Below are 13,167 nucleotides of genomic sequence, written 5' to 3' on the forward strand. Positions count from 1 at the left end.
GGGTATTTTCCGGTTATCTCGCTCTCCCGCTCTCCCACTCTCCCGCTCTCCCGCTCTCCCGCTCTCCCATTCTCCCGCTCCAGTTGATTTTGTAAGAAATCGAGTTGTGCTGGCGCAGAAGCGGCTAGCCAGAGGCTTTGTTCCGAGTGGTCTAATACGGCAAAACATTCTGGCTCGTACCAATAAGCGACTGGGAATGGTAGAGAATCAGATCTATATTTTGGTAGATGTTCAATTTCCCAGGCGAGGTCATAACCCAGCCAACCTAACCAACCGCCAGTGAAAGGGAGTGGGGGAGCGGGGGAGTGGGGGAGTGGGGGGGAAAGCAGGTTACGTAGGAAGGGTAGAATTTCACCTATTGGTGGTGTCCACAATTGCGGTTTTCCGTTGAGAATGCGGGGAGAGCCAGCACAGATGGAATATCGAGCTAAATTATGTTGAGTTGAAGGAATAGAAGGGCTTTCTAGTAGGGTCGCGATCGCACCATCCCTCAAAAACAAAGCGGCGAATACTGCCGATCCGGTTTTACCTTCCAGAGGGAGCGATCGCCAATACCAGGGTTGCACTGCTCTCATCATCATTATTATCTACAGCTCGCCATTCCCCCACATCAACCGCACTCCCCAGAATATCGCTAAAGTTAACATTGCCAGCCAATCAACCGTCCGCAAACGCAACTGACTCCACTGCACGCGATGTCGATCGGGACTGGTAAAACCGCGTACTTTCATGGCGCTGGCAATTTGATCGGCTCGCAAAAGCAAATTTTTTAGCAGTCGTTCTGCTACCGTCATCCACAGTCGGATACTTCTGCGTAAACCTAGCTTTTTCCAATTAATTGCCCTTGTCCACACAGAGCGCACTAAGTTCTGCACTTCTTCTAAGACTAAAGGAATAAAGCGCAAAGATAAAGTTAATGTTAGCGCAATTTCTGTCACCGGCCAGTTGAATCGGCGCAAGGGTCGCATCAAGCTTTCTATCCCAGCCGTGATTTCCTCTGGCGCAGTTGTCAGCAGGTATAGGTTAGTGCTGTAAATTAAGGTGAATAACAGCGTACTAACGCGAATTGCCAAATCTAATGACCTGCGGGTGACTGTAATCGGCCCCTGTTTTAATAAGATGTAACTATAATTCTGGGATTTTAGATTCCCTAGAAGAGATGGGAAAATTCTCCCGCTCTCCCCCTCTCCCACTCTCCCATTTTTTTCCGGCTGAGGCTTGACAAATTCTTTCTCATATGATGGGAGTCGCGGTTGATATTGTACTGCGAGTCCGTCAGGTGCGATCGCACTCAAACAGAAAACCAACACACACAGTATCAGCAGCCAACCCATTTGCTGACGCCAGACGCGCAAAGGTATTCTGGCTGATAAAGTCAGCAATATCAGCAGTAGCGATACGACAATGCGGCTTTCCGGATTTGCCAAAATGGGAGCAAACAGAAAGCTCATCAACCATGCTAGCTTGACTCGCGGATCGAGCTTGTGCAGCCAGGTAATCGGTTGTTCGAGGTACAGTCCTAAAGGTAGCGATCGCAGTAAATCCATCTTTTGTCACGCGATTTTGGATTTTGGATTTTGGATTGGCTGGACTTTGAATATTGTAGAGACTTTTCATGAAACTTCTCTACAATATTTGGAAAATTTTTTTGATAATTCCTCTTGAAAAGGAAGGCTTTAAACCTTTTTTTTGCTCAATTGCTCAAGAAATTTCAAATTTTTGATTTCAGATTTCCAAATTCCATAAATCTGCAATTTGAAATCTGAAATCTGAAATTAGTCATTTATTTAACGCGAGTTGCCTTATTTCGGCTACCTGCTTCCACTTCGCGCACCTTTTTCCCGCGCCAGAACAATCGCAAGGGAGTACCTTTAAAGCCTAACTGTTTGCGAAATTGGCTTTCAATATAGCGACGATAATTATCGTTGAAGCGGTCGGGATCGTTGACAAATAAGGCAATACTTGGCGGTTGAGTACTAACTTGAGTGCCGTAGTAAAGTTTGCCTTGACGACCTTGACGGGTAACGGGAGGAGAATGCCAGCGCACGGCTTCTTCTATTACTTCATTGATGACCGAAGTAGACACTCGGCGTTTGTGAGATTCCGAGGCAGAGTCTACTAATTCGAGAATCTTTTCTACTCTTTGACCGCTTTTAGCGCTAACAAAAATACTTTCTGCCCATTCTGTAAAGTGCAATCGATCTTGCAATTCTTTTTGGTAGTCGTAAATTGTGTAACTATCCTTTTCTACCGCATCCCATTTATTCACTACAATTACACAAGCGCGACCTTCTTCCGCGATTCTGCCGGCGAGTTTTTGGTCTTGTTCGGTAACGCCATCAAGCGCATCGATTACTAACAGCACGACATCGGCGCGACGGATCGCTTTAAAAGCGCGATTGATGCCAAAAAATTCCGGCCCGTATTCGACATTTTTCTTCTTACGAATTCCGGCTGTATCGATGAGGCGATAAGTTTTGCCATCTCGTTCCACAAGAGTATCGATCGCATCCCGTGTCGTTCCGGAAATCGGGCTGACGATGGCGCGATTTTCCCCGACAAACGCATTCAACAAACTCGATTTTCCCACATTCGGACGACCGACGATCGCCACTTTAATTTCCGGTATTTCTGCTTCTTCCCCAACAGCCGGCAAATATTTAATTAACTCATCGAGGATATCGCCAGTACCGCTACCGTGGATAGCAGAAATTGGATAAGGTTCGCCTAAAGCGAGTTCCCAAAATTGTGCCGCTTGCGTTAAACCTTGTTCTGGAGATTCGCATTTATTCACAGCTAGCAAAAGGGGTACGGTTTGAGTACGCAACCATTCTGCGATTTCCTCATCGCCTGCCGTTGGCCCACTTTGACCATCCACTACAAATATAGCCGCAGTCGCTTCTGACAGCGCCGCCATCACCTGTTCGCGAATCAAAGGTAAAAATTCCGTATCGTCGTCGAACACCAAACCGCCGGTATCCACAACGATGAATTCGCGATCGCGCCAGTATGCTTGACGGTAGGTGCGATCGCGAGTCACCCCAGGTTCGTCATGTACGATCGCATCCTGCATCCCCGCCAAACGATTGACAAAAGTAGATTTGCCCACATTCGGGCGACCGATAATAGCAACAATAGGCAGAGGCATAATTCAATCCAGAGTCTTAACGGGTATGGTTTTCCAGTAACTCAGGCTTAATTTTCACCTCAGTCCTGTTTTTGCTCCAACTTTTTATTGTAACCATCTTTAGGGGTTAGCGGTTAGGGGCTAGGGGTTAGGGAAGAGGGAGAGAGAGGAGAGGGAAGAGGGAAAAGGGATTTAGATCCACCCAAAACCCCCATCTACATCTGTGTGGCTCTTCCGTACTTAGGTTTATAAGTTTTATTAATTTATTTAGGTAGAACTATAGCTATTTTTGAAGAAACCGGGTTTCTCAGCTGTGCTTCACGCAGCTGAATCCGCTACAATGCAATAACCGGGAAACCCAAACTGTGAGCCTTGCGAAGCCTGCGGCATAATCTTCGATTTGCAGCAGGAGTATGTCACGGTCTAAGTCCCTTAAAAAAAAGTAGATTATGAATAGACTGAAAATAGGTGAGTTTAACGATCTTGAATTGTCTAAATTAACAGAGATAAGACAGAATCTTTTCTTAGTTAGACTCTTAGTATTGGCTTGTCTTATTGCGGCTATAATATCTGTTATTTTAATCGCTCAAGGCATAGTTTCATGGGTCGCTATGTTTTTACTAGGATTGATGTACGCTCATGCAGCAGTACTGGAGCATCGATGTGTCCATAATACTGCCTTTCACAGTAAAGGATGGAACCGAGTAGTAGGATTCTTGCTAGGTTTACCTATGCTAGTATCTTATTCAGACTATCAAGATAGTCATTTGAGACATCACCGATTGCTGGGAACTCCAGAAGATAAAGAGTTTTTTGATTATGATTGCAAATCATTAAAATCGCCAAAAATTCTATTTATTCTTTTTATGTTACCTCACTATCGCCATGTGGCTGTAAGACTCTACAAGGCAATCAAAGGGGAACAGCTAGAAGTTTTTAATACAATCTCAAATGCAGAAGTAAGAATTCGCAATGAATACCGTTTAATAACTGTCGTACTATTTTCAATATTAGCCATTTCAATAGGGGCTCAAACAACAATTTTTTTGAAGATATGGCTAATACCACTACTGTTTGCCTCTCCAGCTTATGCTTTAATCGAACTGCCCGAACATATAGGATGTGAGCGACAAGTACCAGATGTTTCTGTAAACACGCGAACATATCAAAGCTAGTAAAATTGTCGTGTGGTTTACAGATGGCAATAATTATCATGTTGAGCATCATTGGCTTCCTAACGTACCTGGGGATAGGCTGGCAGAGCTACACAATTATATAGAGTCAAAGATTCGATACTTAGATTCCTCTTACTGGTCCTTTTATGCAAAGCTTATACGGAACATTTTACGCGAACAAGTTTTTGTTCCAGAAGCCTGGTTAGCTGAAAAAGCTTCAAAAGAGGCTAGCTAGACCTTCGCGGCGAAAGTTTCCCACCAACTTAATTGGTCATGGTTCATGGTTGACTGGTGGGTTATTTCTGCTAAGCTGCTATAGTTTAGTAGAGACAAAAAATGTCTCTCTAGCTAAAATATTGCCGTTCTTACATACTCTCATCCATACTACTATCACTCGTCTTAAAAACATGGCTCAAAAACTAATAGATCTTTACAGCTTAGTTGGCAATCAAGATTCCGATCTTAAGATAATTTCAAACACATATATCAAAAAAGGTGAAGTAATCAAAAAGATAAGCCTTGTTTCTTCTCCTCAAAGTTTTGCAACCGTTCAATCTGGACTTAATGAACACATTTTAGATGAAATGTTAGCAGCCACTAACCACTCTTGTTCGCCAAATTCCTTTGTAGATTTTACTAAAGAACAAATTATTGCAGAACGGGATATCGCTCCGGGGGAAGAAATAACATTTTTCTATCCCTCAACTGAATGGAGAATGGTTAGACCATTTCAGTGTATGTGTGGTTCTCCAAACTGTATTGGTACAATATCCGGAGCAGAAAACCTGCCAATTCGCTTGTTCAAAAACTACAAATTTAATCGGCATATTAAGCAAAAGATTATAGAAATGATGTTATTTTGAAACCTTTGATAGTGAGAACTATTTTCATTTTTCTTTGTGCGCCATCGCGCATGGTGTCTGATATGAGAATCCTCGATTGTTGCAAGGGCTTTTCTACTAAAGGAGGTTATTTAAGATGCCTGAATCTTCACTAGCGGTATTCTTGAGCGGGTTTACCTTATTTGCTGGACTAGCTGTTGCTATTGGTCCTCAAAACGCTTACGTTTTACGTCAAGGACTTAAGCGCCAACATATTTTAGCTACTGCAAGCATCTGCTTCCTCTGCGATGCAACTCTTATTAGTATCGGTACGATAGGGTTCGGTACACTAAGCTTGAAGATTCCAGAATTAACTCAGATAATTGTATGGGCTGGCGTGGTTTTTCTTTTATTTTTTGGTTTACATTCATTTAAATCAGCTTTGAATCCAACACAAATAGATATAAACAGCCAGGAGAGCGAATCAACAAATTTTTGGAGTAATATTTTGACAACAATGGCGCTCAGCCTCTTAAATCCACACGTCTACCTTGATACTATTGTACTGGTAGGAGGTTTTGCAACTCGATACACGGAGAGTCAACGCATTTTTTTTGCACTTGGCGCAAGTCTTGCCTCCTTTTTCTGGTTTTTTACACTTGCATATGGTGCTGCTTGGCTAACGCCATTGTTCCAACGTCCACTTGCATGGCGAATTCTTGACACTATTATTGGCTGTATTATTTGGTTTATCGCTATATCAATTTTATTTTCTACAATTAACTACTCCTTCTGACATAATGACATCCAAATTCACTCACCCGAAAATACTCCCGATAATCCCGCCGCCGTTAATAAGCAATTACAAAAGTTTGAAGATTGCTTGAAAGAATGGAAGGAAGATTATCAAGCGAACCGCAAAGTCGCGAAGAAAGAAAGAGATAATTGGCGAGAGAAGATGGCGGATAGGTTGGATGAGTTGGGTAAGATACTCGATGTTGACGTCAGTACGGCACGACGATTCACTTGTTACCCGATGAAGGGGAAGTGATGGCGGGAATTCGCAGCACTTTTGCGGACGTGCAGGCGGGTAAGTTGCCGGAATTTCCGACGATCGAATGGTATATCCACACAACGATCGATCCGTCTTTACAAGATGCAGAAGGTCATCACAATTCAGCGCTGTTCGTGCAATGGGTTCCTTACGAATTGCAGGGAAGGAGTTGGGAAAAAGAGGAAAATCGCTATATCGAGCATTTGTTGAAAATATGCGATCGCTTTGCCCCAGGTACATCGGATTTAGTCGAAGATGTATTTCCCTTACATCCCCAAAAAATCGAGCAACACTTTGGCATAACGCGAGGACATATCCATCATATTGATAATAGTTTTGGTTTTGCAGATAGATTACCTTATTTTACACCAATTCAGGGACTTTATTCAGCCAGTGCGGGTTGCCATCCAGCGGGGTCGGTGATTGGTGCGGCGGGACACAATGCGGCGATGCGAGTTATGAAAGATTTGGGAATAAAATCGTAGATTGGATTTCGCCATGCTCAACCCAACAATTCCTTTTTTGATAACGAAAAAATGCAATATTATGTATTATATGAATCCAAAAGACCACTAGCTTACAGAGATAATTTAATGCGTGTCATCAGTCGAAAAGCATTGAGAGAATTTTGGGAAACCCACCCTAATGCTGAGTCTAGTCTGCTAGTATGGTATCAACGTACCTGCGATGCTGAATGGCAAAATCTCGCAGATGTACGCCAAGTATTTCGCTCGGCTGATTTAGTGGGTAATTTTACTGTTTTTAATATAGGTGGCAATAATTATCGGTTGATTACTTTCATTGATTACGATGAGCAAATAGTGTTTATACGTAATGTTTTAACTCATGCGGAATATGATAAGGAGACTTGGAAAAATGACGACTGGTTTGAAAACTCCTAGCAGCTACTACATGGAACTAATTACCACATTTCCGCCACGTCCGATTACTTGTGAAGCTGAGTTAACCGCTACTCAAAATCGGATTAATTCTATTTTGGATAAAAGGAATATCACTCAAGATGACCGAGACTACTTAAACGTGCTTGGTAGTTTAGTTTATAATTACGAACAAAAACATGAGGTAATGCCTGTTTTGAAAGGTGTCAAGCTGCTCAAAGCTTTGATGGTGGAAGATAATATTGAAGCAAAAGACTTGGTTGGTATATGGGAAAATGAGGTACAGGTGTCTGAGGTACTGAATGGGGAACGGGAAATGACCGCAACTCAAATGCAAAAGTTAGCTGAGTTTTTCCATGTTTCTGCTGGGGCGTTTTTGGATTGAATATTGCCAGATGTTTCGCTATCACTAGATTCTTCTTCCAGTAGTTCTTCTATTGTTTCCAAATGTCCTAAAATATGAGGAATAGAACCATACTGAAAGAAATCAAATATTTCTGTAAGCTTTTCTATTTCTGGCTCTTCTTTGGCTACATCAATTATCTGCTTGGAAATGCTTTCCAAGTCCAAGCTAATTTCTTCGAGATTAAACAGCAATCGATCGAGCTTCTTTTTACCAAGTTCAATTTCTAGTTTATCTCGATGTTCTTTTATAGTATTTATTGCATCTCTTATGGAGTAGGTTTTGGAAATCATAATGTTAATTCCTCGCTAGATTTTACTGAAATAAATTCGGTGTAAACTCTCCCATGATTTCGGATGCTTGCCTTAAAGCTTCTACAACAGCATCAACCTCTTTTCTAGTGTAGGTATCTTCAAGAATTTTCCTTAATTGAGCTTCCGAAAGCCCTTCATCTTCGATCTGGTTGATGAAATTTTTAATTTCTTTCCACCAGTGGGGACGATCCTGTTCTGGATCGTCCTGATGATCGGGCGGTCTACCTGCAACAGTCTCTCCTAGTATTCTAGCCAAATGAATAATGATTTGTTTAAAAAGCGTCTTAACTTTTTTCTTTACTCGCTGGGCAAGAGTAACAAAAGTGGATTCGACGTTTAAGCCCAGATACATACCCTGACAGTAATCGAGGAGATGGTCGATCGCCAGCGGTAACTTGCTTTGAACCGTTAAAGGATATAATAAACTATGTGTCATTTCAAGAAGTACCTGTAATTATTGGTAAACTGATTAAGGAGTGAGTAAATTTATAAGATTATAACTCTATTTTTAAAGTGATATTGTCGCGCAGTTGATTACAAATTAGGCAACTTACGGACAGCTTGCTCGATTTTATCCGGTTCTGAACAGTAAGCGATCGTAACATCTCGAAGTCGTCGCGGATAGGAAATGTTTCTCTTATCTAAAAGTAGATCGAAGCCACGAGCGATAGATATGGCTACTTGATTCGTAATCAAATATCTATCATGAGGCATTTGATTAGCTTGGGTTTCCTCCTTGATAATTAATTTAAAGTTAGGAAAACTATGCGTGTTTCTCGTATCGGATTCAAACTGACGGAGTGATGCAATAAAAGATGGTATTTTCGCTTTGTCTATCTTACGGGTATCCAAACCACAGTATACCTCAAAGACACCACTTGCTCCCAAGCGCGATTCCCGAAGGAAGACATCAATAATCCACTCCAGCGTAAGTTTATAATTATCTCCTATTTGACCTATATCAGGAGTTTGTAAAGCTGACCTACCGATCCAGCGATCGTAAATTTTTATATGCTTTGCATCTCTGAATAGGGGAATCAGAATTTCCTGCTCGAATTTATCCTGCTTCCATTCGCCGTTAGGGATAATGCGATCGACCTGTTTCAGATGAAATTCAAATAAATTAGAGATGCGATATTCAGCAACATCGATAACTTCAACACTTGGGAACAACGCTAACTGTGTCTCTGTACACTCTTTGCAACCATAACTAACCAAAATAGCTGGCGGCGAATATTCTTTACATATCCTGATACATTGCTGACAGGGTTTGTTCTTGCAGATAGCTTGAAATCCATTTGACAGCGACACTTCAATAAAGCGATTTTTCTTCTTGAGATCCTTCAAAAGTACCTCAGCTTTCTTCCTGAACTTAACTGGTAACTTGCCGATATCTTGAAATAATGCTGCTCTGATGCAGTTGGTTTCATCCGAAAGAACTACACCGTTTTTTTCTAAATCCTGAAGTAGTCCGATCATCATACCGTAGTGAACGGATTGGTTCTCAGGATCTGCTTTTAAGACTGAGGGTAAAATTATTGTTCGCACCAGCATATTATTGAAAAATCTCGTTAAAATCTTCTTCAAAAAATCCACCAGGCCACTCGTCTATAAAGTCGCCTTCTTCATCCAGCCTTAAGTGCAAGCACTTTGAGCCTTCTGCACCACGGTCAACATAAATAACCGATACATCTTCGGGTTTTAACTCTCCCTTACGGATTAACTTCTGAAGCCGCAGCATTAGATGTTCGCTGTGAGTTTCAATGATAAACTGATTATTTAAAGGCGGCTTGATGCACTCTGCCAATAGAGAACCGAGTTCTGCTTGTAAACGTGGGTGGATATGTATCTCTGGCTGCTCGATCAAAAGCGTTGTATTTCGTGAAAGCATACTCTGCACAATAATTGGCAGCACTTGGCTGATACCAAATCCTACATCTAAAAGGCTAACATTTACATGAGTGTATTTGTCAACTAAGCGCAACGCAAAAACATCGCTTAATTCGGATGTCTCCTTGTTAGTGTATGATGCGACTTTGAGTTCGTATTCCAATCCAAAGCGTTCCAGTTGTTCGTTTACCTGTTTCAAAAGCTCTGGATTCCTGAACAGGATGTCTGATACCATCTTTCCAGACTTTCCTACTTGTTGGCTTGAGTTGCCACTTAAAATGTAGAGTCGTTCCGGGTAGTCTCGGAGCGGGCCAATGTAAATTAAACTCTCCAGGAAACGCCGAAACATAGAACAAGCCTGAAGTGTGACGCCCAAAACATCTGGCAGCCAATGGCGTCTGTGATCCTGAAATAGGTATCGGATTTCTGGGTCAGGTAACTTTTCTACAAGCAGGCCATCTGAAGTGACGGGTAGGAAGTTTCGACAGATAATAAATGGATGCTGATACGCTTTTGAGAAGTCCTCTATAGCTTCCTTAAATTTGTAGTTATCGAAGCGTTTCTTCAACTGGATTAATTCGGTTATTTCCTTCTCAAGTTTTTCTAGCTGTTCTTTTTTTTTCTTTGACTGTAATTGCGATGCTCGACTATTTTTTTGCTTCAGATGGCTGTTAACCTCTGCGAGTGCGTTTTTGGCAATTTTCGAGCCGTAAATATCAAACCAAGCCTTCCAAAAGTTATAGTCATAGTTGATATTGTCTACCTTTAGGATTATCTCTCGCGAACCAGCACGCTCAATTTCCAAGACCTCTTGCTTTTCAGGTTTATAGATAACCACAGGGTATGACTCGTCTTCCAGGAACAATTCAACTGATGAAAAAACTACATTTGATGTCTGTTTATCATAGCTGAAAGCAACCTGTAACCCTAAAAGAGGAGCCTGAATCAGCTTTTCTCTGAGAAGGTTTTCTAAAGGATTAGGTTTTCCCTGCTTGCCAACATCAAAAACTACCTTGAAAGAAAATGATTTGCTCACATCGTGACGATGGATAAATTCACGATAACCACCTAAATTAACAAGATTGCCTTTGGGGAGTAAAAGAGTTTCTGGGTTTTCTGCTTCCTGAAGAGTTTGTTTTAACAGCAGCAGCGATTGCAATACCGAACTTTTACCGGAGGAATTTGGCCCATAAATGAGGGTAATGGGTCGAATCGGGATGGTTTCTGGCCCAGCAAATGCCTTAAAATTGGTGAGTTGATATTCACGCAGCACGATTTTGTTTCCTCCTGAGCGCTGTAGGGACACAACATCATCAAATCATGTCGGTTATGCAAAAATTGTAATTATGTCGTCTCGCCTACAAAAATGTTCACTCTGCCGCTCTTTTCCAATTATCGCAGAAGGAAATAGATACTTTGCATTCACGCTGCAATAATGGATTTTAGGGTACGATCGCCTTTACTCCACCACCAACCGCCAAGCTTTAATCGCCTTCGTCTTCCCCTTCGCCATTATCGGTTCGCAAGCTTCCACCCTTAATTCATCCTGCATTGCTTTATACACATCATCCGAAATCGTAATTGCCCCCGCAGGTGTGGCACTTTCCAATCGTTTGGCTGTATTCACCACATCACCAATCACTGTGTAAGTACGCACTTCTTTACCGCCAAACAATCCCTCAATTACCTGCCCGCAATGGATGGCACAACCTGCACCCAAACCGTGACGCTTTAAAATAATTTGTGCTACTTGATACATATACTGGGCAGCCGCAACTCCCTGCTGAGGTGTAGCGTAAATGGCCATAATTTCATCGGCTGTCAGGGTAATGCGTAGCGGTTGATACTGTGCGGCTGCGGGTTCGACATTATAATAGTAGGAGTTCAGTACAGAAGCAACGGCATCGGGTGAAGTTTTCTCGCACCACGCGGTAAAACCGCGAATATCCATGAATACAATTGTGCGATCGCGCCTTTGAAAAGCCAATTCCTCTGGATTGGTGACAGCAGTTAGCACCGCATGACTTCCCATCCCCCACTCTGCCAAATTTCGCAACAATTGAGCCGTTTTTTGCAATTCTTGTCGCTGTGAAGCGATCTGTACTGTTTGCAAACCTAAAATAATGCCGAGAAACAGCATACTTTCAATCAAAAACTTATGCGTTGCAATGGTAGGAAATTGACGAACGTTTGCCCAACTAAATGTTTGTGAGTTAGTCTTAAAACTTACTATCAAATAGATCGCAACAACCATAAAAGTTCTGCTCAAACTTTCCAGAGGAATCATCAATGGCGCTGCACTGGGTAGCCAATGAAATCTGATTCCTTGCCAAGTGGCAATTGTGAGCGAAAACAACCACAGAACATAATGATTTGGCTCTTGGAAAAATTCCATTCCCTCCAATAAAAAATCTATTGTTGTGTATAAAAAAGGGCCAATCAAATTTCCCCAAAACCGATGGCTTGCAGTTCCTGCTAAATACCAAGCTTGCAGCAAAATTGCGCCAGCAATTAGGTAATGAGTAGGCTGTATTAAATACAAAGTCCAACTTGTTAACGAAATTTCCGAAAAAGCATTAAAAATTAAAAAATAACCACTATTTGTCAGTAATTCGCTTAAAAATGCACTGTAGCGCGTGCCATACAGTTGTGCTTCTAGTAGATCTTTTGACTTTGTTTGCGAGTGTTTAACCACTTGACATCTGCCCCTTATCGTAAAGTAATGAGGTGTATTTGTCATCTGATTTTTGTAATTTATATCGCAAATACAACCACTACTAACTCCCGAATAGACAATTTTTAGATTTGGGATTTCTGGGAAAAATCGCCATCCCAAATCTAAAAATGTTACAGATCGACCGCAGTTTTAACTAGGTCATACATCTCCCATCTTCAATGCAAAATTCCCAATCCAAAATTGATTGACTAACTCACCTTCACCAAAACGGCATCACCTTCAATTTTGGCTTGATAGGTAGGTAAAGGTTTTTTCGCTGGGCCTTCAACAACTTTGCCGTCCACAGCAAATTCGGCATCGTGACAGGGACAAACAAAAAGCTTTTTATTTGTTTTCCAAGCGACGGTACAACCTTTATGGGTGCAGGTGGGATTAACAGCAGCTAAACTATTGGTGTCATCTGGATTGCGGATCACCAATACTGGCCCACTTGCCAATCGCTTATTGAGGATTTGACCTTTGCGGTCTAAATCCGCGACTGTCCCTACTGGCTGAAATCCGTCAGCCCTGGCGGTAGGATTAGCAGTAGGATTAGCAGTAGGATTAGCAGCAGTTGCTTTGTTATTTGAATTATCGCTTTTTGTGGAATCGGAGGAACAAGCTGCGATCGCTACCGGCAAGGAACTTGCTACCCAGCCGACACCTACCCAAGCGAGGAAAGTACGACGATCCATGAAAACCTCACCTTAACTATATTGACAAGCAACAGGACTTACGGATGATATTTACTAGCTTACCCTGTGGCGT

General features: G+C 42.0%; 14 protein-coding genes and 2 pseudogenes. 7 read left to right on the forward strand and 9 right to left on the reverse strand.

Translation table 11 applies throughout. From position 1 onward, the window contains the following. From H6G03_RS25395 to der, 3 genes and pseudogenes are all read right to left on the reverse strand, one after another. Nucleotides 1–575, reverse strand: a pseudogene (locus tag H6G03_RS25395) (hypothetical protein); the annotation flags it as partial. Nucleotides 576–587: 12 nt separating this feature from the next. Next, the gene (locus tag H6G03_RS25400) at nucleotides 588–1,547 is read right to left on the reverse strand and encodes an energy-coupling factor transporter transmembrane component T family protein (RefSeq protein ID WP_190470463.1); all 960 of its coding nucleotides are present in this window, start codon (nucleotides 1,545–1,547) and stop codon (nucleotides 588–590) included. 236 nt (nucleotides 1,548–1,783) lie between these two features. Beyond that, on the reverse strand, nucleotides 1,784–3,148 hold the full coding sequence (der, locus tag H6G03_RS25405) for a ribosome biogenesis GTPase Der (protein WP_190470472.1): 1,365 nt from the start codon (nucleotides 3,146–3,148) through the stop codon (nucleotides 1,784–1,786). A gap of 428 nt (nucleotides 3,149–3,576) precedes the next feature. On the opposite strand from der, the gene H6G03_RS25410 reads away from it, so the two are divergent. The 7 genes and pseudogenes from H6G03_RS25410 (at nucleotide 3,577) to H6G03_RS25435 (ending at nucleotide 7,461) form a co-directional block, all read left to right on the forward strand. Beyond that, entirely contained in the window at nucleotides 3,577–4,302 is a 726-nt protein-coding gene (locus tag H6G03_RS25410; protein ID WP_199315478.1) for a fatty acid desaturase family protein, read from the forward strand. Between the two features lie 10 nt (nucleotides 4,303–4,312). Then, nucleotides 4,313–4,537 carry a fatty acid desaturase gene (locus H6G03_RS39595; RefSeq protein WP_407650765.1) on the forward strand — a complete coding sequence of 75 codons (225 nt, stop codon included), beginning with the start codon at nucleotides 4,313–4,315 and terminating at the stop codon, nucleotides 4,535–4,537. A 172-nt stretch (nucleotides 4,538–4,709) separates the two neighbouring features. Then, complete coding sequence (locus tag H6G03_RS25415; protein ID WP_190470474.1) at nucleotides 4,710–5,165, forward strand: SET domain-containing protein-lysine N-methyltransferase; 456 nt, start codon at nucleotides 4,710–4,712, stop codon at nucleotides 5,163–5,165. A 115-nt stretch (nucleotides 5,166–5,280) separates the two neighbouring features. Next, nucleotides 5,281–5,919: a LysE/ArgO family amino acid transporter gene (locus tag H6G03_RS25420; RefSeq protein ID WP_190470475.1), complete on the forward strand. Its 639-nt coding sequence runs from the start codon at nucleotides 5,281–5,283 to the stop codon at nucleotides 5,917–5,919. Between the two features lie 209 nt (nucleotides 5,920–6,128). Next, nucleotides 6,129–6,662 (forward strand): annotated as a pseudogene (locus tag H6G03_RS25425) (phytoene desaturase family protein); the annotation flags it as partial. A 108-nt stretch (nucleotides 6,663–6,770) separates the two neighbouring features. Then, a complete protein-coding gene (locus H6G03_RS25430; RefSeq protein WP_190470477.1) occupies nucleotides 6,771–7,079 on the forward strand; it encodes a type II toxin-antitoxin system HigB family toxin in 309 nt (102 codons plus the stop codon). Then, the gene (locus H6G03_RS25435) at nucleotides 7,054–7,461 is read left to right on the forward strand and encodes a helix-turn-helix domain-containing protein (RefSeq protein WP_190470479.1); all 408 of its coding nucleotides are present in this window, start codon (nucleotides 7,054–7,056) and stop codon (nucleotides 7,459–7,461) included. Before H6G03_RS25430 ends, H6G03_RS25435 begins: the two co-directional genes overlap by 26 nt. Here H6G03_RS25435 and H6G03_RS25440 read toward each other — a convergent pair. The 6 genes from H6G03_RS25440 to H6G03_RS25465 form a co-directional block, all read right to left on the reverse strand. Beyond that, a complete protein-coding gene (locus tag H6G03_RS25440; RefSeq protein ID WP_190470482.1) occupies nucleotides 7,404–7,772 on the reverse strand; it encodes a hypothetical protein in 369 nt (122 codons plus the stop codon). The two genes, H6G03_RS25435 and H6G03_RS25440, sit on opposite strands and share 58 nt — an antisense overlap. 22 nt (nucleotides 7,773–7,794) lie before the next feature. Continuing rightward, a complete protein-coding gene (locus H6G03_RS25445) occupies nucleotides 7,795–8,229 on the reverse strand; it encodes a hypothetical protein (protein WP_190470484.1) in 435 nt (144 codons plus the stop codon). A gap of 98 nt (nucleotides 8,230–8,327) precedes the next feature. Then, on the reverse strand, nucleotides 8,328–9,347 hold the full coding sequence (locus tag H6G03_RS25450) for a hypothetical protein (protein WP_190470485.1): 1,020 nt from the start codon (nucleotides 9,345–9,347) through the stop codon (nucleotides 8,328–8,330). A 1-nt stretch (nucleotide 9,348) separates the two neighbouring features. Beyond that, on the reverse strand, nucleotides 9,349–10,956 hold the full coding sequence (locus tag H6G03_RS25455; protein WP_190470487.1) for an AAA family ATPase: 1,608 nt from the start codon (nucleotides 10,954–10,956) through the stop codon (nucleotides 9,349–9,351). A 186-nt stretch (nucleotides 10,957–11,142) separates the two neighbouring features. Continuing rightward, the gene (locus H6G03_RS25460; protein ID WP_322111973.1) at nucleotides 11,143–12,378 is read right to left on the reverse strand and encodes an adenylate/guanylate cyclase domain-containing protein; all 1,236 of its coding nucleotides are present in this window, start codon (nucleotides 12,376–12,378) and stop codon (nucleotides 11,143–11,145) included. 230 nt (nucleotides 12,379–12,608) lie between these two features. Next, nucleotides 12,609–13,094, reverse strand: coding sequence for a QcrA and Rieske domain-containing protein (locus tag H6G03_RS25465; RefSeq protein ID WP_190470493.1), 486 nt, complete (start codon nucleotides 13,092–13,094; stop codon nucleotides 12,609–12,611). Nucleotides 13,095–13,167: the final 73 nt, after the last annotated feature.

It is taken from the genome of Aerosakkonema funiforme FACHB-1375, from assembly GCF_014696265.1.
In the GTDB taxonomy this organism is placed as follows: Bacteria; Cyanobacteriota; Cyanobacteriia; order Cyanobacteriales; family Aerosakkonemataceae; genus Aerosakkonema; species Aerosakkonema funiforme_A.